The organism is Acinetobacter sp. GW821-FHT09D10 (assembly GCF_059416285.1).
The window spans coordinates 21,027-43,585 of the sequence record NZ_JBWKOW010000014.1; the positions used below are offsets into that span (position 1 = coordinate 21,027).

General features: G+C 40.1%; 24 protein-coding genes and 1 pseudogene. 17 read left to right on the forward strand and 8 right to left on the reverse strand.

The genetic code is table 11. The annotated features are described in order from the left end of the window. Window positions 1-54 precede the first annotated feature (54 nt). From AC07M3_RS18720 to AC07M3_RS18765, 10 genes are all read left to right on the forward strand, one after another. On the forward strand, window positions 55-894 hold the full coding sequence (locus AC07M3_RS18720) for a metal ABC transporter solute-binding protein, Zn/Mn family (protein WP_005037453.1): 840 nt from the start codon (window positions 55-57) through the stop codon (window positions 892-894). Window positions 895-1,064: 170 nt separating this feature from the next. Next, complete coding sequence (locus AC07M3_RS18725; RefSeq protein WP_209735246.1) at window positions 1,065-1,463, forward strand: ATP synthase subunit I; 399 nt, start codon at window positions 1,065-1,067, stop codon at window positions 1,461-1,463. 104 nt (window positions 1,464-1,567) lie between these two features. Continuing rightward, window positions 1,568-2,443 carry a F0F1 ATP synthase subunit A gene (gene atpB, locus AC07M3_RS18730; RefSeq protein ID WP_005037450.1) on the forward strand — a complete coding sequence of 292 codons (876 nt, stop codon included), beginning with the start codon at window positions 1,568-1,570 and terminating at the stop codon, window positions 2,441-2,443. Between the two features lie 84 nt (window positions 2,444-2,527). Next, on the forward strand, window positions 2,528-2,773 hold the full coding sequence (gene atpE, locus AC07M3_RS18735) for a F0F1 ATP synthase subunit C (protein ID WP_000424060.1): 246 nt from the start codon (window positions 2,528-2,530) through the stop codon (window positions 2,771-2,773). Between the two features lie 38 nt (window positions 2,774-2,811). Next, window positions 2,812-3,282 carry a F0F1 ATP synthase subunit B gene (locus AC07M3_RS18740; protein ID WP_003655537.1) on the forward strand — a complete coding sequence of 157 codons (471 nt, stop codon included), beginning with the start codon at window positions 2,812-2,814 and terminating at the stop codon, window positions 3,280-3,282. 12 nt (window positions 3,283-3,294) lie between these two features. Then, window positions 3,295-3,831: a F0F1 ATP synthase subunit delta gene (locus tag AC07M3_RS18745; RefSeq protein WP_003655534.1), complete on the forward strand. Its 537-nt coding sequence runs from the start codon at window positions 3,295-3,297 to the stop codon at window positions 3,829-3,831. A 46-nt stretch (window positions 3,832-3,877) separates the two neighbouring features. Next, window positions 3,878-5,422: a F0F1 ATP synthase subunit alpha gene (gene atpA / locus AC07M3_RS18750; protein WP_005037448.1), complete on the forward strand. Its 1,545-nt coding sequence runs from the start codon at window positions 3,878-3,880 to the stop codon at window positions 5,420-5,422. 77 nt (window positions 5,423-5,499) lie between these two features. Beyond that, on the forward strand, window positions 5,500-6,369 hold the full coding sequence (gene atpG, locus AC07M3_RS18755; protein ID WP_003655530.1) for a F0F1 ATP synthase subunit gamma: 870 nt from the start codon (window positions 5,500-5,502) through the stop codon (window positions 6,367-6,369). Window positions 6,370-6,399: 30 nt separating this feature from the next. Next, the gene (gene atpD, locus AC07M3_RS18760) at window positions 6,400-7,794 is read left to right on the forward strand and encodes a F0F1 ATP synthase subunit beta (protein ID WP_003655528.1); all 1,395 of its coding nucleotides are present in this window, start codon (window positions 6,400-6,402) and stop codon (window positions 7,792-7,794) included. Window positions 7,795-7,811: 17 nt separating this feature from the next. After that, window positions 7,812-8,231, forward strand: a complete 420-nt coding sequence (locus AC07M3_RS18765; protein WP_003655525.1) for a F0F1 ATP synthase subunit epsilon — start codon at window positions 7,812-7,814, stop codon at window positions 8,229-8,231. A gap of 62 nt (window positions 8,232-8,293) precedes the next feature. Here AC07M3_RS18765 and AC07M3_RS18770 read toward each other — a convergent pair whose 3' ends face one another. From AC07M3_RS18770 to AC07M3_RS18785, 4 genes are all read right to left on the reverse strand, one after another. Further along, complete coding sequence (locus AC07M3_RS18770) at window positions 8,294-8,890, reverse strand: PM1805 family lipoprotein (RefSeq protein ID WP_307013244.1); 597 nt, start codon at window positions 8,888-8,890, stop codon at window positions 8,294-8,296. Window positions 8,891-9,032: 142 nt separating this feature from the next. Next, entirely contained in the window at window positions 9,033-9,578 is a 546-nt protein-coding gene (locus tag AC07M3_RS18775) for a glutathione peroxidase (protein ID WP_307013246.1), read from the reverse strand. A 122-nt stretch (window positions 9,579-9,700) separates the two neighbouring features. Further along, window positions 9,701-10,465 (reverse strand): AraC family transcriptional regulator, encoded by a 765-nt coding sequence (locus tag AC07M3_RS18780; RefSeq protein WP_307013248.1) that lies wholly within the window; start codon window positions 10,463-10,465, stop codon window positions 9,701-9,703. A 20-nt stretch (window positions 10,466-10,485) separates the two neighbouring features. Next, window positions 10,486-11,700 (reverse strand): MFS transporter, encoded by a 1,215-nt coding sequence (locus AC07M3_RS18785; protein ID WP_307013250.1) that lies wholly within the window; start codon window positions 11,698-11,700, stop codon window positions 10,486-10,488. Between the two features lie 135 nt (window positions 11,701-11,835). Between AC07M3_RS18785 and AC07M3_RS18790 the strand changes: the two genes are divergently transcribed. Both AC07M3_RS18790 and AC07M3_RS18795 read left to right on the forward strand, forming a co-directional pair. Continuing rightward, the gene (locus tag AC07M3_RS18790; protein WP_092710586.1) at window positions 11,836-12,489 is read left to right on the forward strand and encodes a TetR/AcrR family transcriptional regulator; all 654 of its coding nucleotides are present in this window, start codon (window positions 11,836-11,838) and stop codon (window positions 12,487-12,489) included. A 105-nt stretch (window positions 12,490-12,594) separates the two neighbouring features. Continuing rightward, complete coding sequence (locus tag AC07M3_RS18795; RefSeq protein WP_092710589.1) at window positions 12,595-13,515, forward strand: DMT family transporter; 921 nt, start codon at window positions 12,595-12,597, stop codon at window positions 13,513-13,515. A gap of 388 nt (window positions 13,516-13,903) precedes the next feature. Here AC07M3_RS18795 and tsaC read toward each other — a convergent pair whose 3' ends face one another. Genes tsaC through AC07M3_RS18810 form a run of 3 tightly spaced genes read right to left on the reverse strand, consistent with a single transcriptional unit; the run spans window position 13,904 to window position 16,830 of the window. After that, a complete protein-coding gene (gene tsaC / locus AC07M3_RS18800) occupies window positions 13,904-14,473 on the reverse strand; it encodes an L-threonylcarbamoyladenylate synthase type 1 TsaC (protein ID WP_003655507.1) in 570 nt (189 codons plus the stop codon). 51 nt (window positions 14,474-14,524) lie between these two features. After that, window positions 14,525-15,655: a DNA-processing protein DprA gene (gene dprA, locus AC07M3_RS18805; protein ID WP_092710592.1), complete on the reverse strand. Its 1,131-nt coding sequence runs from the start codon at window positions 15,653-15,655 to the stop codon at window positions 14,525-14,527. A gap of 20 nt (window positions 15,656-15,675) precedes the next feature. Continuing rightward, window positions 15,676-16,830 (reverse strand): LysM peptidoglycan-binding domain-containing protein, encoded by a 1,155-nt coding sequence (locus AC07M3_RS18810; RefSeq protein ID WP_045126185.1) that lies wholly within the window; start codon window positions 16,828-16,830, stop codon window positions 15,676-15,678. Window positions 16,831-16,952: 122 nt separating this feature from the next. Between AC07M3_RS18810 and def the strand changes: the two genes are divergently transcribed. The 4 genes from def to AC07M3_RS18830 all read left to right on the forward strand — a co-directional run bounded on the left by def (window position 16,953) and on the right by AC07M3_RS18830 (window position 20,401). Further along, entirely contained in the window at window positions 16,953-17,483 is a 531-nt protein-coding gene (gene def / locus AC07M3_RS18815; RefSeq protein ID WP_004640571.1) for a peptide deformylase, read from the forward strand. Between the two features lie 43 nt (window positions 17,484-17,526). Beyond that, complete coding sequence (locus tag AC07M3_RS18820; protein ID WP_494568018.1) at window positions 17,527-17,952, forward strand: DUF2946 domain-containing protein; 426 nt, start codon at window positions 17,527-17,529, stop codon at window positions 17,950-17,952. Between the two features lie 73 nt (window positions 17,953-18,025). Next, the gene (locus AC07M3_RS18825; protein WP_494568017.1) at window positions 18,026-20,140 is read left to right on the forward strand and encodes a TonB-dependent copper receptor; all 2,115 of its coding nucleotides are present in this window, start codon (window positions 18,026-18,028) and stop codon (window positions 20,138-20,140) included. A 54-nt stretch (window positions 20,141-20,194) separates the two neighbouring features. Next, a complete protein-coding gene (locus tag AC07M3_RS18830; protein WP_494568016.1) occupies window positions 20,195-20,401 on the forward strand; it encodes a hypothetical protein in 207 nt (68 codons plus the stop codon). Window positions 20,402-20,470: 69 nt separating this feature from the next. On the opposite strand, the gene AC07M3_RS18835 is transcribed toward AC07M3_RS18830, so the two are convergent. Beyond that, window positions 20,471-21,685: an oxygenase MpaB family protein gene (locus AC07M3_RS18835; RefSeq protein WP_494568015.1), complete on the reverse strand. Its 1,215-nt coding sequence runs from the start codon at window positions 21,683-21,685 to the stop codon at window positions 20,471-20,473. Between the two features lie 89 nt (window positions 21,686-21,774). On the opposite strand from AC07M3_RS18835, the pseudogene AC07M3_RS18840 reads away from it, so the two are divergent. Then, window positions 21,775-22,345 (forward strand): annotated as a pseudogene (locus AC07M3_RS18840) (TetR/AcrR family transcriptional regulator). Window positions 22,346-22,559: the final 214 nt, after the last annotated feature.

The following is a 22,559-nucleotide window of genomic DNA, read 5'->3' on the forward strand; positions in this document are numbered from 1 at the left end:
GTAACTTTGTTATATTATAACATGCTTCGAGCTAATTTAAATTGATGGTCTAGCATGTTCCGTTTTTTTGTTTTCAGTATGTTCTCTCTTTTGAGTACGTTAGGGTGGAGTCAGGGTTTGGTGGTTTCTACACACCCGATTTATCTGATTGCAAAAGAAATCACTCAGGGTGTTGAAGAACCTCAGCTTTTGCTTAAAGGTCAGACCGGTCATGACGTACAGTTGACTCCGGCTCACCGTAAAGCAATTAATGATGCATCTTTAGTGATCTGGTTGGGTAAGGCTCATGAAGCACCTCTAAATAAATTGTTAGGTAATAATAAGAAAGCGATTGCCTTATTAGATAGCGGCATAGTTTCTGTTTTACCCCTGCGTAGTACACGCGGCGTGGCTTTACCTAATACAGTAGACACCCATGTGTGGTTAGAACCAAACAATGCAGTTCGAATCGGTTTCTTTATTGCTGCTTTACGTTCTCAGCAGCATCCTGAAAACAAGGCTAAATATTGGAATAATGCCAATATGTTTGCCCGTAAGATGTTTCAGGCTGCACAAGTTTATGATAGTACAAGTAATGGTAAGCCATATTGGTCATATCATGATGCCTATCAATATTTAGAGCGCTCGTTAAACTTAAAGTTCGCAGGTGCTTTGACAGATGATCCGCATGTTGCACCAACAGCAGCTCAAATTAAGTATCTTAATGATAATCGACCGAAAAATCAGATGTGTTTGCTCGCAGAAAGTTTTACCACTAAAAGTCAGTATCAAAAATTAGGTAACATTACTTTTCAACCAGTAGACGAGAGCATGAATAACGAGGATGATTTCGTCACTGCATGGAAGAAACTGGCTATAAAAACAGATAAATGTGTATTAAGTACGCAAAAGTAAGATAAAAAATAAACAAAGGCTGACTGTAGCGTCAGCACCACCGGTCATGAAAAACCCCGACTAAAGTCGGGAAAAGATTGCATGTTCAGGGGTGTAACTCTATAATGCCTGCGATTAAAAGCGATCATCAGCTAAACTTGTCAAGCATTTATGCTGTGAGTGGATAAATAATGAGCCGAACTAGTCGCTTGATTGACCGACGATTAGCAAAAGCTTTGGTCTTCTTACAAGCATGTATGATCCCTGTTTCCGCCCTCGTGGCGTGGAGCATAAAAGACATGACAGCAGCATTAAGTGCGGCACTTGGTGCACTGGTTTGCTGGCTTGCTATGAGTTATTTCTCGTGGCAATCCTTCAGAACAGCAGGTGCGAGAGCATCAAAACAAGTGCTGTCTAACATGTATAGGGGCATGTTAGGCAAATTTGCAATCATGATCGTTGGATTTATTTTGATTTTGAGCAATGTTAAACCTTTATCACCGTTAGCATTGCTGTTTGGTTTTATTCTCGTTCAGGCAATGTCGTGGGTCGCTCCATTTTGGGTGTCACGTCTAGAAAGACGGGTATAGAAACAAGAAGAATTGAAGATTTTTTGGAGGGTGGCGAGATATCGACAGTACGCCGATGTTCGTAACCCTTCTTTTTAGTAATTGACATTGACCAGGTGTGATTTATGGCTGCTGAAGAACATGCCCTCACTTCGACAGAGTATATCAAGCATCACTTGACCAATATGACCTATGGCAAAATGCCAGACGGTACATGGAAATTGGCTGAGACTGCTGAAGAAGCTCATTCGATGGGGTTCACTGCAATTCACTTGGATTCAATGGGTTGGTCAATTGGCCTTGGTGTTATTTTCTGTCTGTTATTCTGGATGGTTGCGAAAGCTGCAAATGCAGGTGTTCCAACTAAATTCCAGTCTGCAATTGAAATGATCATTGAGTTTGTTGACTCAAGTGTCCGTGACACCTTTCATGGCAAATCACGTTTAATCGCTCCGCTTGCATTAACTATTTTCGTGTGGATTTTCCTCATGAACTTAATGGACTTGTTCCCAGTTGACTGGATTCCTCAAGTTGCAGCATTTGTGGGTGCAAACGTATTTGGTATGAACCCTCACCACGTTTACTTCAAGATCGTTCCATCTACAGATCCAAACATTACTTTAGGTATGTCTTTATCTGTGTTTGTACTTATCTTGTTCTACAGCATCCGCGAAAAGGGTGTTAGTGGTTTCGTTGGCGAGTTGGCACTTAACCCATTTAACCCAAGTAATCCAGTTGCAAAAGCGTTGCTTATTCCAGTGAACTTGATTTTGGAATTGGTAACATTCCTTGCTCGTCCGATTTCATTAGCTCTCCGACTATTCGGTAACATGTATGCAGGTGAGCTGATCTTTATCCTAATTGCTTTATTGCCGTTCTGGATTCAATGGGCGTTATCTGTGCCTTGGGCGATCTTCCACATTCTTGTAATCACGTTGCAGGCATTCATCTTTATGATGCTTACCATCGTTTACTTGAGCATGGCAAGCGAAAAACATTAATGGTATTGCCTAACTATCAAACGATGGTTGGGCTGAATTTTTTTAATTTAATTTGGTAATAACCTAACCTCTGAGGAATTTTTCATGGAACTCACTTTAGGTCTAGTTGCAATTGCATCTGCTATCTTGATCGCTTTCGGTGCTTTAGGTACTGCGATTGGTTTTGGTCTTTTGGGTGGTCGCTTTCTAGAAGCTGTTGCTCGTCAACCAGAATTGGCTCCACAACTTCAAACTCGTATGTTCTTAATCGCGGGTCTTCTTGATGCTGTGCCTATGATCGGTGTTGGTATTGGCTTGTTCTTCATCTTCGCTAATCCATTTGTAGGTTAATCATCTTAATTCCTAAATCCACTATTTGAGGAATTGCAATGAATATCAACCTCACATTGATTGGTCAAGCGATTGCGTTTGCATTCTTTGTTGCATTCTGCATGAAGTTTGTTTGGCCACCACTAATCAATGCGATTAGTGAGCGTCAGCGTAAAATTGCTGATGGCTTAAATGCAGCAGAAAAAGCGAAAGCTGAGCTTGCCGATGCACAATCGCAAGTAAAGCAAGAGCTTGATGCAGCTAAAGCACAAGCGGCTCAATTGATCGAACAAGCGAACCGTCGTGCAGCACAATTGATCGAAGAATCTCGTACTCAAGCTGCGGCTGAAGGTGAGCGTATTCGTCAACAGGCTAAAGAAGCTGTTGATCAAGAAATCAATTCTGCTCGCGAAGAATTACGTCAACAAGTAGCTGCTTTGGCAGTAACTGGCGCAGAAAAAATCCTGAACCAGCAAGTTGACGCAGAAGCTCATAATGCCATGCTGTCTCAGCTGGCTGCTAAACTTTAAGAGAGGCGAATCATGGCTGAACTCTTGACGTTGGCACGTCCGTATGCCAAAGCAGCATTTGCTTATGCTTCTGAGCAAGGTGCAACAGACAATTGGTCGAATGCGTTACAAGTGCTCAGTGCTGCGGTGCAAGACGAAGCATTTTCCGCTTATTTAAATCGCCCTGAACTTACTCCTGTGGAGCAAGTGAAGCTTTTTGCTAAAGTTTTAGGTGAAGATCAGTCTCAAGCAGTGTCTAACTTTTTGACACTTCTTGCAGATAACGATCGTTTAATGTTGTTACCTGAAATTGAAGCAGAATATGAACAGCTTAAATCACAGAATAACAACAATGTGGATGTCGTGATTGAATCGGCTTTCCCATTAACTGCTGAACAAGAGCAATTGTTGAAATCTGCTTTAGAAAAGCGTTTTAACAGTACTGTAACTGTTTCAGTTGAAGTTAAACCTGAGCTTATTGCAGGTGTTGTGATTCGTGCAGGCGATCAAGTGATAGATGATTCTGCGCTTAACAAGCTTGAAAAAATGCGTACTCGTCTTCTTGCATAATGCAAATGATGAAGACTGAACTATTAAAAGATTGAGGAATAGCGCAATGCAACAACTGAATCCATCCGAGATCAGTGCGCTCATTAAACAGCGTATCAGCGATCTGGACACCAGCGCGACCGCTAAAAACGAAGGTACCATTGTTATGGTATCCGACGGTATCGTGCGCATTCACGGTCTTGCTGATGCAATGTACGGTGAAATGATCGAATTTGACGGCGGCTTATTTGGTATGGCACTGAACCTAGAACAGGATTCAGTGGGTGCCGTTGTCTTAGGTAACTACTTAAGCCTTCAAGAAGGTCAAAAAGCTCGTTGTACAGGTCGTGTACTTGAAGTTCCAGTTGGTCCGGAACTTCTTGGCCGTGTTGTCGACGCTTTGGGTAACCCAATTGATGGTAAAGGCCCAATTGATGCAAAATTAACTGATGCTGTTGAAAAAGTAGCACCAGGCGTAATTTGGCGTCAGTCTGTAGACGAACCTGTTCAAACTGGTTATAAATCAGTTGATACCATGATTCCTGTGGGTCGTGGTCAGCGTGAGTTGATTATTGGTGACCGTCAAACTGGTAAAACAGCGATGGCGATCGATGCGATTATCGCTCAGAAAAATTCTGGCATTAAATGCGTATACGTTGCGATTGGTCAAAAACAATCAACAATTGCAAACGTTGTACGTAAGCTAGAAGAAACTGGCGCTATGGCGTATACAACTGTTGTCGCTGCTGCGGCTGCTGATCCTGCTGCAATGCAGTACTTAGCTCCGTACTCTGGCTGTACAATGGGTGAATACTTCCGTGACCGCGGTGAAGACGCTCTTATTATTTATGATGATTTGTCTAAGCAAGCTGTTGCTTACCGTCAAATTTCATTGCTTTTACGTCGTCCACCAGGTCGTGAAGCGTATCCGGGTGACGTATTCTATCTTCACTCACGTCTTCTTGAACGTGCTTCTCGTGTATCTGCTGACTACGTTGAGAAATTCACTAATGGCGCAGTAACTGGTAAAACTGGTTCTTTAACTGCATTGCCAATTATTGAAACTCAAGCAGGTGACGTATCTGCATTCGTACCAACGAACGTAATTTCGATTACTGACGGTCAGATCTTCTTAGAAACATCATTATTCAACGCAGGTATTCGTCCTGCTGTGAACGCGGGTATCTCTGTATCTCGTGTTGGTGGTTCTGCTCAAACTAAGATCATCAAGAAATTGTCTGGTGGTATCCGTACTGCTTTAGCACAATACCGTGAATTGGCTGCGTTTGCTCAGTTCGCTTCTGACCTTGACGAAGCAACTCGTAAGCAACTTGAACATGGTCAACGTGTAACTGAGTTAATGAAGCAAAAGCAATATGCTCCTTACTCAATTGCTGACCAAGCTGTTTCTGTTTATGCATCTAACGAAGGCTATATGGCTGACGTAGAAGTTAAGAAAATCGTAGACTTTGATGCTGCGTTAATTTCTTACTTCCGCTCAGAATATGCTCCGTTGATGAAACAAATCGATGAAACTGGTGATTACAACAAAGACATCGAAGCAGCAATCAAAGCAGGTATTGAAAGCTTTAAAGCGACTCAAACTTACTAAGTTTAGTTTTAGTTAAGTTTGGTTCACGGATCAACCTTCGGAAGCTCGAAAGGGCTTTCGAATACTAGGTTAAGCGTATGGCAAATTTAAAAGAAATTCGCGCCAAAGTAGCTAGTATCAAGAGCACGCAAAAGATTACTCGCGCGATGCAAATGGTAGCTGCTTCTAAAATGCGTCGTGCGCAAGAGCGCATGGCTCAGGGCCGTCCGTATGCCGATAATATGCGCCGTGTAATTGCTCACTTGGTTCAAGCAAACCCTGAATACAAACACCGTTATATGGTTGACCGCCCTGTTAAGCGCGTTGGCTATATCGTAGTGTCTTCAGATCGTGGTTTGGCCGGTGGCTTGAACATTAACTTGTTCAAGAAAGTTGTGCAGCATGTCAAAGCACAACAACAGCAGTCAATTGAAGTTGAATTTGCTTTAATTGGTCAAAAAGCGGTTTCGTTTTTTAAGAATTACGGCGGTAAAGTGCTTGGTGCAACTACCCAACTTGGCGATGCGCCGAGTTTGGAACAGTTAACTGGCTCAGTCCAAGTTATGCTTGATGCATTTGATAAGGGCGAATTAGATCGTATCTACCTCGTATCAAATGGCTTCATTAATGCAATGACTCAGCAGCCTAAAGTAGAACAACTTGTTCCTTTAGCACCAGCAGAAGAAGGCGATGATCTCAACCGTACTTATGGTTGGGACTATATCTACGAACCAGAAGCAGAACAATTGTTAAATGGTTTGTTGGTTCGCTATATCGAGTCTATGGTTTATCAAGGTGTGATTGAAAACGTTGCATGTGAGCAGTCAGCTCGTATGGTCGCGATGAAAGCAGCGACAGACAACGCAGGACAACTGATTAAAGACCTACAACTCATTTACAACAAGCTGCGTCAAGCCGCGATTACTCAGGAAATTTCTGAGATCGTTGGCGGTGCCGCTGCCGTTTAACATTATTAAGTTTGAATTGAGGAGACAGCAATGAGTAGCGGTCGTATCATTCAGATCATCGGCGCGGTTATCGACGTCGAGTTTGAGCGCAATAGCGTTCCTAAGATCTATGACGCTCTCCAAGTTGACGGTACTGAAACTACATTAGAAGTTCAGCAACAGCTTGGCGATGGTGTTGTTCGTACCATCGCAATGGGTTCTACAGAAGGTCTTAAACGTGGCCTTAATGTAACTAGCACAAATGCACCGATTTCTGTTCCAGTAGGTCCAGCTACGCTTGGTCGTATCATGGACGTTTTGGGCCGCCCAATTGATGAAGCTGGTCCAGTTGCAACTGAAGAACGTTTGCCAATTCACCGTCAAGCGCCTTCTTATGCTGAACAAGCTGCTTCTACTGACCTTTTAGAAACTGGTATTAAAGTAATTGACTTACTTTGCCCGTTTGCAAAAGGTGGTAAAGTTGGTTTATTCGGTGGTGCTGGTGTTGGTAAAACCGTTAACATGATGGAGTTGATCAACAACATCGCGAAAGCTCACTCAGGTTTATCTGTGTTTGCTGGTGTTGGTGAGCGTACTCGTGAAGGTAACGACTTCTATCACGAGATGAAAGATTCTAACGTTCTTGACAAAGTAGCAATGGTCTACGGTCAGATGAATGAGCCACCAGGTAACCGTTTACGCGTAGCGTTAACTGGTTTGACTATGGCTGAATACTTCCGTGATCAAAAAGACGAAAATGGTAAAGGTCGTGACGTATTATTATTCGTCGACAACATCTACCGTTATACTCTTGCAGGTACTGAAGTATCAGCATTGTTAGGTCGTATGCCATCTGCGGTAGGTTACCAGCCTACACTTGCAGAAGAAATGGGTGTTCTTCAAGAGCGTATTACGTCTACTAAATCTGGTTCGATCACATCGATCCAAGCAGTATACGTACCTGCCGATGACTTAACAGATCCATCGCCTGCAACTACATTTGCTCACTTAGATGCAACAGTAGTATTGAGCCGTGACATCGCATCTTCTGGTATCTATCCAGCGATCGATCCACTTGACTCAACTTCACGTCAGTTAGACCCATTAGTTGTTGGTCAAGAGCATTATGAAATTGCGCGTTCTGTACAGAACATTTTGCAACGTTATAAAGAGCTTAAAGACATCATCGCAATCTTGGGTATGGATGAGTTAGCTGAAGAAGATAAATTGGTTGTTTACCGTGCGCGTAAAATCCAACGTTTCTTCTCTCAACCATTCCACGTAGCTGAAGTGTTTACTGGTGCTCCTGGTAAATTAGTATCGCTTAAAGAAACGATTCGTGGCTTTAAAGGTCTATTAGCTGGTGAATACGATCACATCCCAGAACAAGCGTTCTATATGGTTGGTGGTATTGACGAAGTGATTGCTAAAGCTGAGAAACTCTAATTTAAGGAGATCATCTCATGGCGACTATGCAATGTGATGTCGTAAGTGTTAAAGAGTCTATTTACTCTGGCGCAGTAACGATGTTAATCGCGAAAGGCGCAGGTGGTGAACTTGGTATTTTGCCAGGACACGCACCACTTGTGACTTTGCTTCAACCGGGCCCGATTCGTGTTCAGTTGGAAAATGGTACAGAAGAAATCGTCTATGTATCTGGCGGTGTTTTAGAGGTTCAACCTCATGTTGTAACGGTTCTTGCAGATACTGCAATCCGTGCTGACAACTTGGATGAAGCTGCAATTTTAGAAGCACGTAAAAATGCTGAACAATTGCTTGCGAACCAAAAGAGTGATTTGGACTCAGCTGCTGCATTGGCATCTCTATCAGAGATTTCAGGTCAGCTTGAAACTATCCGTAAGATGAAGAACCGCGCATTATAATTTGTGCAGTGTTCATCAAAAAAAGCCACCGTAAGGTGGCTTTTTTATTATTTGGATATAACTTAAGAATCAGTTTTTGGATCAGGTTTTTCATCTCCAGCCATAATCATAGCTGCGAGTTTAACCATATCCATTTGAATGGTATTCAGCTGTTTTTCAATTTGGTCAAAATTGATTTGATCTAATTTTCCATTTAGTAAAGGCATGCTTAGAGCTTGTTGATTGGCATGTAATAAACTTTGGCGAATATTCTCAATTTCCTGACTTTTGATATCTAAGGTGAGAAGAGCTTGATTTAAACCTTGTAATTGCTGTTTTAAAGTTGAAACAGTTGTTTTTAATTCATTTTGATTTTTATCTTGGATAGCTTGTTCAACGTCAAGTTGAGTGTCTTTAAGTTGTTCAACATAATCTCCAGCTTTAAGCTGTAAATTAGCAGCATCTCGAACCATATAAAAAATATTGCCGCTTTTAAATTCGGTTTTACTCGGAGCAATATCTGACTCTTGTCGTTCAATAGTTTGATTAGATGCCTGTTCAGTTATTTCAATATTTTCTTGTTCAGTAGCATGGTCTTGTGCCTGATCACACCCGAGTAAAAGCATGCCTGAGGCAAAAATTACAAAAGGAAGAAATGCACCCTGTAAAACTTTTTTCATAACTACAAACAACATCAAATAAAGCAAATAGGTACTATAGGCATAAAATATGGAGAAAGATTGTATTTTTGCAAACAAACAACATTTTGACCAGATAATAAAAAAGAGCGTAGAAAACGCTCTTTTTTACGTTTTTTAAACGTTATTTTGCTAACTCTGCTTCAACTGCTTTAACGATTTGTTCATCATCCGCAGTTAGGTTTGGAGCAAAACGAGCCACTACTTCGCCATTTTTATTAATTAAGAATTTTTCGAAGTTCCATAAAACCTCTGGAGCTGGATTAGTTGGGATACCTAAGCCTTCTAAACGCTCACGGAAAGGTCCTTCACCACTACGTTCTGGTTGAGCTGCTGTCAAAGTTTCATAGAGTGGGTGCTTATCTTCACCGGCAACAGACACTTTAGAAAATAAAGGGAAGTGAACATCATAATTTAATGAACAGAATTGTTGAATTTCTTCATCTGAACCTGGTTCTTGCTCTTTAAAGTTGTTTGCTGGAAAACCTAAAATTTCAAGGCCTTGATCTTTTTTTGCTTGATAAAGCTTTTCTAAGCCTTCGTATTGTGGAGTTAAACCACATTTAGAGGCAGTATTTACAATAAGTAAAACCTTGCCCTTATATTGTTCAAGGTCAACCGTTTCGCCTGAAATAGCTTTTACTGGAATGTGATATACAGATTGTGTCATGAGTATTTCCTAAAGATTGTAGTTGATATCAAGTAACGCATTTGTTTTAACTGCTATTGAGGGGTAGTGCAATAATATTCGTGTTCAAAAAAAGAAAAAGATTTTAAAAGATAAACTGAATTCTAGTTATTTCTAATTTGAATAGGTGTTTGTCCAGTATAACGTTTAAAAAACTCAATAAAACTTGAGCTATGTTGATAACCTAAATCATATGCTAAGCGTTTAATTGGAGTACCTTGTCGTATTTGATGAATTGCATAAACAATTTTGGCTCGATTTCGCCATTCGGATAAAGAGAGTTGTAGCTCTTGTTGACTCAAACGTAACAGGTGGCGGTCACTTACAGAGAAATTTTGAAGTAACTGCTGTAAAGAGTGATCAAAAAGTAATGGGTCGGAAAGCTTTTCTAAAATAGGCAATAAAACTGGATGCCGCGTTTGAGGCAAATAATGCGAATAGGCTGGGGCTTGTTGTAATTGGTCGAATAAGACTTGTAAAAGATGTTCTAAATATTCAGGTTTTTTATTCTGCTTCTGTTGTTCCAGAATTTGGAGGACCAAGGTCCGAAAAAAGGGCTGGATACTAAAACACTGACAGACATCTCCTAAAATAGAGCATAGACGGGGATGTAGACGAATACAGATATAGTGAATTTCGTGATCAATATCAGTCGATTGATGAACTGTTTGAGGTGGAATCCAAAGTCCATAGCTAGGGGGAGACAGATATAGCTGTTCTTCTACCTGCATTTCTAAAATGCCATTTAAGCTGAAATTAAAATCGCCCCAGAGTGAGGCATGAGGACGAACAATATCTTCTTTTTGATATAGAAATTCATGAACTTCTATACTGTTCAATAAAGAAAAGTGTTGGTCCTCATTGTTCATCTTTGTACTCAGACTATATTTTAATTTTCACAGGTCGCTTTAGGATTGTTTAAGCCCTTTGCAAAGGTAAATGTACTTACGAGTGCTAAAGCCACAAAGCTTAATACACCATAAATTAAGGTATTTTCATTGAAATGATCAACCACATAACCGCCTAATAATGAACCTGTGGCAATCATGACCTGAAACATACCTACAAAAAGAGGCATACCTTTTTCAACTGCATGTGGCGCATGTACAAACATCCAGATATTGGCTGAGGTAGGGAAAGCACCAAATGCGAAGCCCCATAAAGCAGTTAAGACAATAGCACCAAATTCATGAATGGCAAAAAGTGGGAATCCAAAAAATACAATTGCAAAGCACGCGCTAACAAAGGCAAGAGTATAACGGACATTCAGATTGCCACTATATCCAGCAAATGCATTTCCGAAAATACCTGCAATTCCGTAGAGCAATAATAATGAACTAATCGTTGTACCATTAAAGCCTGCAATATTCTTAAAGAAAGGCGCTAAATAGCTATATGCACAAAAATGAGCAAGGCCGATAAGTAGAACAATAAGCATGCCGCTACGTGCTTTGGGCGTGCGTAATAATGCTGGTAAGTCCCTCATATGGATTGGCGAGTCTGGAACAAGTTTAGGTAAAAAGATTAATTGTAAGATTAAAACAATTAAGCCAATTCCTGCTGTAATTCCAAAAGCACTGCGCCAGCCATAAAATTCACTTAACCATGTTCCAATAGGAACACCCAAAACTGTCGCAAAAGTTACACCTGCCATTACAACAGCAGTTGCTTTAGCAATAGGGAGATGGGCGGGAGCTAATTTTCCACTTAAAGCGATTGCCGTGGCCCAGAACCCGCCAATTGAGATGCCTAAAATTAAGCGACTGAGTAATAAAATATGAAAGTTTTCAGCAAAAGCAGTAATGGTATTGGCAATAACCATAATTGCTGTCAGTAAAATGAGAACATAGCGTCGATCAAGTTGTTTCACTGAAACTGGTAATAAGGGGGCAGCAATCGCGGCCATAATGCCCGGTACAGTAATAATAAGACCGGCTGTACCTACAGAAATATTTAAATCTGTTGCAACACTATTTAAAACACCAACAGGTAAAAATTCACTTGTTACTAATGCAAATGCTGCAATGGCAACGGCCAAAATGGCAAACCAACTTCCTTGTGGGGAGGTTGTGGGTCGCGCTTTAGAGATAGAAGATTGGTCCATAGGAAATCCTTACTTGGCTAAATTTGGAGTGAAGAAAGGCAATTTATTAATTAACTAACGATCATTATGAAAATAAAATAGTTGATAAAAAATCGAACGTCAATTAATTTAATAACGATTGTTATAAAAATAGATGTGATCTTTATGACAAATACGCATGAAACGAATTTGATCGCTGTTGAAGACACGCTGAAAAAAAAGCGTGGACGTCCTAAATGCTTTGATGAACAGCAGGTTTTGCAAAAGGCAATGTTACTGTTTTGGGAGCATGGTTATGAAGCAACGTCGATCAGTGATTTAACGCAGGCTTTGGAAATTACAGCACCAAGCTTATACAGTGCGTTTGGAGATAAGGCGGGGCTCTTCTATCAAAGTATTGATTACTACTTGGCTCATGAAGCATGCCCTATTGAAACCATCTTTTTAGAAGCAAAAACAGCAAAAATCGCTTTTGAACTTTATCTATACGATAACGTTAAAAGACTCGTCCAGCCAAATAAGCCTGCTGGTTGTATGCTCGTCGTTGCTGCTATGAATTGTTCTGACGCTACTCAGAATGTGCAGCAGAATCTTCTCGATAAAAGAATAAAGACCAAAGAAAAATTATTCAAACGTCTCCAACAAGGTGTAGAGCAGGGTGATTTGTCTTCGAATGCACCGTTACAGGAAATGACAGACTTTTATGCAACTGTCATTCAAGGGTTAACGATTCAGGCAAGAGACGGCGCTAGTACCGAGCAATTACACAAAGTTGTGGAACATGCCATGAAGACTTGGACATTATTCTAAAAAAAGGATGATGTCCTAAGTTCAATATCAATGTCGGAAATACGATATTTCAATTTATTAAGACATTCTTCAAAATAAACTCTCTTTTACCGATGGCGTATTACTATGAGTCAGGTCATGAAATATCATAAATGGGCATTTATATTTCCCATTTTGGCAGTACTGATTTGGTCTTTAAATATTGTAGTTACCCGCTATGTTTCTGATTATATCTCTCCTGTCAGTATCAGCTTTTACCGATGGTTAATCGCCTTTATTATTTTAACCCCATTTATGTTGTTACCAGTTTGGAAACAACGACACTTATTAAAACAATATTTGCCTAAATTAGCAGTATTAAGTGCATTTGGAATGGTGCTTTATCAAGGGCTTGCTTATACGGCTGCACATTATACCAGTGCAACTAATATGGGAATTGTGAATGCGTTTATTCCCATCTTTACTATTTTTGTTTCTCTTGCCATTTTAAAAGATGTGCCTAATCGCTTTGCAGTTTTTGGCAGTATTTTGTCTTTTGCAGGTTTGCTCTATGTCATGTCCCAAGGAAATATTGGCCACCTATTAAGTTCTGGTGGACATCTTGGTGATGCTTTAATGATTATCGCTGTGTTCTTTTATGCATTTTATGGGGTGTTTCTTAAAAAATGGCAGTTGCCTCTACCAATCATGACGAGCTTATATGTCCAGATTGGTTTTTCTGTAATATTTCACCTTCCTTTAATTTTTTGGTTCGGACTGGATGCTTTAAATGCACAAAATGCTCCGAGTGCTATTTATGCAGGAGTATTTGCTTCACTCATTGCACCTTTAGTTTGGATGTTGGCTGTTCAGCAATTAGGACCTAATAGAACAAGTATCTTTATGAACCTTGTTCCTGTGTTTACAGCAATTATTGCGAGTGTCTGGTTATCTGAGCAGTGGACCATTTATCACACACTAGGGGGCGTAATAATTTTAATTGGTATTATTATGGCTCAAAAGAAGGTCAGTTCCAAAAAGAGTGAGCTGATACAAGAGCAAAACTAAGACGACTAAAAAAACTATGGCATATTTTGAAAAAAATTAATGAAAATATGCCATTTTTTTATTAGTTAAAGCTTTTCTATATGATTTATAAATAGTTTATAAAAATAGGTTGAAATATAAATATTAAAAAAGCCAATAAAAATATTAATATAATTTTAATTTTTAAGTAAAAATCCGTAAATTCCCTACACTTTTCATGCTTTTTTTAGAGAAATTATATATTTCTCTCATTTAGTCTCTTGCCACATAATAGCGACCACTACGAAAGACGCTCTTTTTGCAGATTCTCTTTCGTTGCAGAGATATCCAAACCCTCTGGATGCGGTATATACCCATCCTTTTTTATGCTCAGTTATCCCTATATAACTGAGCTTTTTTTTGTCTGAAATTAGGCGCGGATAATCTCGCCTGTGAGAGCATTAATAATTCTACTTGGCTGCTGACTTTGGCCTAAATCACCATTGAGATAGTTCAATTGTGAACCAAAGTATTGGCAGGCATCCTGTAATGAATGAGCAGGTTCTTGCCCGCTTGGATTAGCGCTAGTCGAGACAATAAAACCATGAAAAGCATTGCATAATGCTACACACAAAGGATGTGTGGTGACTCGAACAGCGACAAGTGGATGTTCACCTTTAATCCATGAAGGAATATGTTCACCAGCAGGCAAGAGCCAAGTTGTGGCTCTTTCTGAGGGTTGGTGATTCGTCCAACAATCAATAATTTCTTGTTGAGTCGCTTCAGGTAAAGAGGTTAACAGGTGCTCAACTTGGCTAATATGGCCTGCTAATAAAATGACTCCCTTTTCAATAGGCCTTTGCTTTAACTCAAGAATCTTTTGAAAAGCTTGTTCGTTAAAAGGGTCGCAACCTAGCCCCCAAACTGCCTCAGTTGGATACGCCAAGACTTGACCTTGATGTAAACTTTCGGCTGCTTCGGTAACTGAGGTGGTAATCATGGTAATACTCTTCCTTTCAATCAGACAGAATTGCTATTGTGCGCTCCAGTACTAAGAGCGACAACGTAAATACAGCCCTGATTGTTGCATACATAAACCAAGTAGTTCTAGTTCCATGAGTGAAGAGGTGAGTTCTGCAACGGGTTGTGAATGGTGCACAACAAGCTGATCAATATCTTGACCAATCCAGTCTAAAGATTGATACAGTTTGATTAAATGTTCAGGAATTTCTGGCGCGCCCGTTTCAGTTGCTTCATTTTGGCTTTGTTGCTGACTCTGCCATTGGGTTGGAAGAGCAAGGTCCTCAATAATCTGTTCAGGATGATCGACTAAGATTGCGCCTTCACGGATAAGCTGATGGCAGCCCTGATGAAACTCACTATAAATATGACCAGGTATAGCAAACACCGTTTTACCTTGCTCAGCAGCCTTGTTGGCAGTAATCAGTGAACCACTTTTTAAAGTCGCTTCTACGACGAGTACTCCTAAACTCAAACCACTAACAATCCGGTTCCTACGTGGAAAATGCTGCTGTAATGGTGGCGTACCGGGTAAAAACTCAGTAATGATGGCGCCGTTTTGAGCCAAGATCTGTTCTGCAAGTTTTTTATTCTGAGCAGGGTAGGTGCTGTCTAGACCTGTTCCGGTTACGGCAATAGTTCGTTGATGTACTGAAGCACCTTGGTGAGCAGCTTCGTCAATGCCATATGCCAAGCCACTACTCACATAGAATCCTTTTTCACTTAAGTAATAGGCAAAATCATAAGCAACCTGACGGCCATGTGGGCTTGGTTTTCGACTACCTACAATCGCAATTTGTGGTTGCAACAAAGCTTGAGCTTGGCCTTTTCCAAAAATGATAGGTGGATGGTCTATGTAAGGTAGCAATTGCGTAGGATAGCCAGAGTCATCTGGCGTTAAAATAAAGTCCGTATATTGCTGGATCTGCTGAACCAGTTTTTCAAAATGAGCCTGACCTTGAGCAGTTTGAAATTCATCTACGCGTTTTAAATGATTGGCATGTAAACCGAGATTAGACCATTGGGCTAACCCAGCAGGTTGGACAGCCGTTTCACAGCTACCGAAATAGTCGACAATTTTTTTAAAGCTAACTAAAGAGTGCTGCACCAAATACCACACTTTAAGGGTGTGGTAATGGTGTGAAGAAAGTTGAGTAAGCATTGTAAAGTGTATATCCAGCGTTAATCATCAAGACGAGGTGGCTGAATGTTTGAACCTACTTTAATAGGTAAGTCACTTTCTAATACATAGGCATAGCTGAGCTGATCAAAAGTTCTAAATACCATAAGGCTACCAATTTGCTGTCCAGGTAACTGTATTGGTTCTTTGGTTTTAGGGTCTCGAATGGTTTCACCTTGTTGGGTAATATCAAAGACTTGACCCACCTGAACGCCTTGAGCCGTACCGCGGTCTAAAGTCACGACACTATTTTTGGCTGCTCTACCAATTGAACCCATCACACGAATGATCTTGCCACCATCCGTCACTTGTTTAGCATCCACTGGGTAAAATAGAGTGGGCAAAGTCGCATCTTCTTCTGGCATGACCCGATCACCACGACGCACTTCGGAATTGTAGCTATCAGTTAGCTCAAGTGTTGTTATGTCTTTCTCAGAAGAGATCGCAATACCTGACGCAACCTGTTGTAGTTCAATACCTAGACTGTGTTTTTTACCCTTACTATCCATGAAATAGTACGGTTCACCTTCACGGTAGACAGCATAACGTTGACCATCAATTAAACCTTGTCCGCGTGCATAAATCGTTTGGCCCTTTGCAGCAAGTACACGTTGATCGGCAGTGCCAACAATATAAGGCGTATGTTCAATTGCATCGGCTGGCAAAATTGTGCTGTGTTCTAACCACTGTTTGATATGTTCAAGTGGAATAACAGGCACATTATCGTTGAGCGACTCCACACGAACTTGAGGTTGTAAGTTTGCTGTTTGGCCTGTGTAGCGACGAATAATGCCGACACAACCATCTCCCTCATCTTTACCTATCAATGGTCGACCAGCTAAACTGCATAACAATAAGCGGTCACCCGGGTAAATCCAGTGTGGATTTTTGACGTGCTGATTACTTGCCCAGATTTCTGGCCAGCGCCAGGGTTTACTTAGGAAATGACCAGAAATATCCCACAGCGTATCTCCTCGTTTTACAACGTAGACATGTGGTGCATTACTTTTTAGAGAGGGTGGATTATGGTTCGGACTAGCAGCATGAACCTCTGCTACTGTACCCATTGCAACCCCTGTAAAAAGTGCGAAAGCAAGTAAATGCTTTTTTATCCCCAAAGCATGAAATTCACCCATGCCGTTAAAAACCTTTTTCATTATGATAATTCCTAAAAATTATGTGTGCAGATGCGTTATAATGAGCGGCTTACACACAATTTTTCGATGAAGTATTTCCTTCATTTGGTTTTTCAATCAATGGCATAAGTGAGGACGTCAGTATGGCCTTATTACCTATTTTAAGTTTTCCTGATCCCCGTCTTCGTACCATTGCTAAGCCTGTTGAAGAAGTTACTGATGAAATTCGTCAACTTGCAGCAGATATGCTTGAAACCATGTATGCCGCACCAGGTATTGGTTTAGCAGCTTCACAGGTAGATCGTCATATTCAGTTAATCGTTATAGATTTATCTGAAGCTAAAGATGAACCCTTGGTTTTTATTAACCCCAAAATCACTCCGCTGACAGAAGATAAGCAGCAGTACGAAGAAGGCTGCCTATCGGTGCCACAAATATACGACAAAGTTGAGCGCCCGTCACGTGTGAAAATTGAGGCAATTAACCTTGAAGGTCAAGCATTTGAGGTAGAAGCTGATGGACTTCTCGCTGTTTGTATCCAACATGAAATGGATCACTTAAATGGCAAATTATTTGTGGATTATTTGTCGCCACTTAAACGTCAGCGTGCGCGAGAAAAAGTCGAAAAAGTTGTTCGTCAACGTGAGCGTGAAAAAGTTGCAGTAAAACGTTAAAAATTTCTATTCTTAAAACATTAATATAGTGTGGATGTGATTTTTGGTTTTTCGTAGTGGTTTACTGCTTGCATGTGCAGCAGTATTTTTACAGGTCGCGGTATTTCTACAGCCGCTATTACCGAAGCAATATCAAATTGCTCCGGTCTGTGAAACTATTACCCGTGCTTTGCTGAAACCCAAAGCACAGACGGAAGCCATGTCACATACCATGCATTCACATCATGAACATCATATTGAGCAGGCTCAAACTGCTAGTCAACATGACCATCATGATGCAAATCACCAGTGTCAATATTGTACCGTCTATGCCAATCTGGTTTTACCGCCTGAATTCGGCGTAAAAGAAGTTTTAGTTCGCATACAAATTCGCTTAGTCGCCTATCAACAAGCATTCAAACATGTTTATTTTGCGCTACAGCGACTTTTCCTACTCCCGCAAGGGCGTGCACCACCTCTATTTGCATAAATAAAAGCAATTTTTTGTTGGGGTCTTGATTGACTTCAATATCACTTTATTTATGTTTTAGAGCGTATAAAAAATGTCACATTCTAAATTCTTATTACAACCTTTATGGGTTGCGATGCTTGCTGTCTCTCATTCGGGTCTAGTTTTTGCTGATTCAGAAAAAAATGATGTTGATACCAAAACACTTCATTCATTAGCACCCATTGTTGTTACGGCACAGCAAGGTAATGATGCAAATGGTCTTATTGTTCATGCAGATCCAAAGCAACCGATTCAGCCAGTACCTGCTACAGATGGTGCAGATTACCTGCAAAGTATTATGGGTTTTAACTCAATACAAAGCGGTGGAACAAATGGCGATGTAACATTCCGAGGTATGTTTGGCTCACGCATCAAAATTTTGACGGATGGAACCGAAAACTTAGGTGCATGTCCAAATCGTATGGATGCACCAACTTCTTATATTTCACCAGAAAGTTATGACCGTATTTCTGTCATTAAAGGTCCGCAAACAGTTCAATATGCCAATACGGGTTCGGCAGCGACAGTTCTTTTTGAACGTCAGCCTGAAAAGCTCACCACAGAAAAACCTTATCGTGGACAAGCGAGTGTTTTGTTAGGTTCATATGGACGTATTGACCATAATGTTGAAGCGGCAATAGGTGATGAGAAAAAATATATCCGTTTAAATGCTAATCGTTCTGAGTCCAATAGTTATCAAGATGGTGACGGTGATACCGTGCCTTCAGCATGGAAAAAGTGGAATGCTGATTTAGCACTTGGTTTTACTCCAGATGAAAATACATGGATCGAACTCACTGGTGGAAAATCTGATGGCGAATCTCTCTATGCTGGACGTTCAATGGATGGTTCTCAGTTTGCGCGTGAAAGCTTAGGTCTACGTTTTGAAAAGAAGAACATTACTGATGTCATTAAGAAAATAGAAGGGCAGGTGAACTACAGCTATAACGACCATATTATGGATAACTTTAGCTTGCGTACACCGCCATTAGTTGAAATGAATCATAGTGGTATGACTATGCTGATGCCGAATCCAATGGAAATGCAAGTGACGCGCCGTACATTAAACTCGCGCTTAGCTATGACCTCTGAATGGAATCAATGGAGCCTGATCACAGGTATAGATTCTCAATTCAATAAACATGGCGGTAGCATGTCATCACCAACGATGCCTTCTATGAATATCCCATATCGTCAAGATATGCGTTTTCAATCATATGGTGCTTTTGGTGAACTCGGTTATCAATGGAACGATCTCAATAAACTGGTTACAGGTGTGCGTTTAGACCGAGTAACAGTTGAAGATGAGCGCGCAGATTCTCAAGCAAAAGGCTTTAATACTAAACTTGAAAAGACTTTACCAAGTGCATTTGTCCGCTGGGAAAATCAACATCCTGAGCATGACCTAAAAAGCTATATCGGTTTAGGTTATGTAGAACGTATGCCTGATTATTGGGAGCTTTTTTCGCCTAAACATGGTAATGCCGGCTCAACCAATACCTTTAACGGTGTAAATCCTGAGAAAACACTACAGTTGGATCTGGGCTTTCAGCAACAACATGGCGCTTTAAATACATGGGCTTCTGCCTATGCAGGTTTAGTAGATGACTACATTTTAATGAGTTACCACCACCACCCAAGCACGGGAATGGGTGGGCATGATATGAGTCATGATATTACTGCAGGTGCTAAAAATGTCGATGCAACCATTGCAGGTGCAGAAGCAGGTATTGGCTATCAATTTACCGACCATATTCAGGCTGATTTAAGTGCTATGTATGCATGGGGTAAAAACACCACAGATGACAAACCTTTACCTCAAATTTCACCTTTAGAAGGTCGACTAAATATTCGCTATGTGGCTGACAAATATAATTTAGGTCTGTTGTGGCGAGCTGTTGCTGAGCAAAACCGCGTGAGTTTACATCAAGGTAACATCGTGGGATATGACCTAAAACCAAGTAAAGGTTTTTCAACTCTTTCTCTAAACGGAAGTTACAACCTTCGTAAAGATATTGATGTCTCTGTCGGCATCGATAACGTATTAGATAAGACTTATACCGAACACTTAAACAAAGCGGGTAGTGCAGGCTTTGGATTTGCGAGTGAAGAGCAGTTCAATAATATCGGAAGAAACTACTGGGTTCGTATGAGCATGAAGTTTTAATAAGCTATAGCGCATGAAATGAATTGAAAATATTAATTGAATGAGAGAAATGAAATGACAAATAAATTATCACCTGAACAATCGTGGTGGGGGTGGAAGTTACTTATTGTGGCTTCTATCTTGAGCTTATTATTTATGATTATTTTTTACTTGGCGATCAACAATGAGCCTGACTACATGCCAAGTCAAAAAAAGAAGCAAATGATGGAGTCGCCTGAGCAAATGAACCACGTCGAAATGCATAGTTCATCATCTCAATAAGCGCCTTAATATTTGAAAAAGGAAGTCTGATTAACGGGTTTCCTTTTTTTATTTTTAGGTTTCAAAAAATTATTGATGCATACTCGCCAAGGTTTTTGCCTTACCTTGATTCTGATAAAGCGTTAAGCCAAGCTTTTGTATATTGCGACCTGATTTGGATAAAAAATTTTCAACTTTTGGTGAAAGCTTCGCACCACTATAAAGTAGTGAATTGCGCACAATCAAATAATAAGCAAACCATGAAGCAGACTGCTGAGGCAATCCAAGTAGTTTCATTCTTTTCTTACCAATAAAAAATTGGGTAAGTTCTAAATGTTGACGGTAAGCAAGCTTCTGCTGCAAAGAGCGTAAATGCAGATATTTTCTCTCAAAAGGCTCTTTAGATAAGCTCGATCCTAATTCAACACTGCTGTGATCGGAGCGAGGGTGAGCAAACTGCATCCAGTAAAGTAACCGCCAACCTTCGGATTCAGATTGAATAAGCCATTTTTCATCAATACCCATCAACCAGCCAACATAGCGCCAAAAATGTAAAAAACTCTTAGCTTCTTGTTTCGTTGGCCATACACCTAAAGCTCTAATACCAAGTAAAACTACACTGCTAAAAGCTAAATTAGTCATTGCTAAATCAAATTGATTAAGTGGAATTCCCCAAATTTCACTATCCCAACGATCAGACTTTTTTAATTGTCGACGTACAAGTGCGTGAATAAAGCGAACATAAATCGTTGACGTGAAACCTGAGCTTAAACGAGAAAGCCCCTGAGGTTCAGTAATATCAACCCACCATTTTGTAGTTTCTGCTAAACGAGTACCCGCCTGTTTCTTTAATGCGCCCGTTAAAATTAGGGGCTGATTAAATCCCGGATATAAATATCCCGCCATCAAAGATAAATCTCTAAGAATAAAACCATTATTTATTCCTAAACGATGAGTAAATTTAATAGCCTCATCAATTTGGTGTTGGTCTAACCATTCAGGCTTTTGTTCAATGTAATTAAAGAAATTTTCTAACTCGGTGGGCATCGGCTCAGATAGGTCATCGCGGCCTTGAAATAATATCTTCTCAAAAATCATGCGGTGATCTTTAGGATTTTGCATAACCCAATCAATTACTTTATCCATTTCAACGTCCCCTTCATAAAGAGCACGTTGTAAAGACACATATTCTGCATAGTTTGGCTGTGCTGGTTTTTCGCAACAGACATTTAAAAACTGAGTAAAGAAATTACTGTCTTGCATGTCATTAAAAGAGGCAAGTCGAGTCGGGCTGCTTGTTTGCATATTGTCACTTACTTATTGAACTGAATAATAAATAGGCTAATATGAATAATTATTCGCATTCAATTCACATTTAAAGAATAAAAAAACCAATGAGAAAAGCCCCACAACAACAGCGTTCAAAAATTATTGTTGACCATATTTTAGAGGCGACACAGCACTGTATTGCCCAATATGGATTGCTCCATACCACGACTCCTAAAATTGCAGAGAGATCTGGAGTAAGTGTGGGTTCAATTTACCAATACTTTGAGAATAAAGATCAAATCATAGAAGAACTGTTGCGCCGTAAAAGCGAACTATTGGGGCAACAACTCAAAGAATTAGTTATGCAGCAAGGAAATATTCCTTTGGATATCCTTATCCCCTTAGCAATAGAACTAGGATTTGCTGCATTAAAAGCCGATCATGGATTTTTTATAGAGGTACTGAATCATTGGCATGACTATAGTCATTCGCAAGCTGCTCAGATTTTAGAAAAACATTTTTTTGAAGTTGGACTATATACATTTAGTAGAAATCCCCATCAATGGGACTTCGAACAGGTGAAGCATAAATCCTTTGTAATTATCAATAGTACGCTTTTTACAATGATGAGATATGTTAGTCAGAACAATTTTCTTATCTCAGAACAACAACTTAAACAAGAATTATCGGGCATGATATTGGCTTATTTAAGTCAAAAATAAATAATTAAAATAATTATTTATATAAAACAGTATGTTAATATGGCATTTGATTTAAAAATGAACGCTCAAGTCATAAGTTTCTAATTTTCGCTTGCAAAGGGTTATTAATCCTCTATAATGCACATCCATCGGCGGTGATGCAGATAGAAACTTGTTGAAAAACAGTTACTTGGAATTGAACTAGTTGC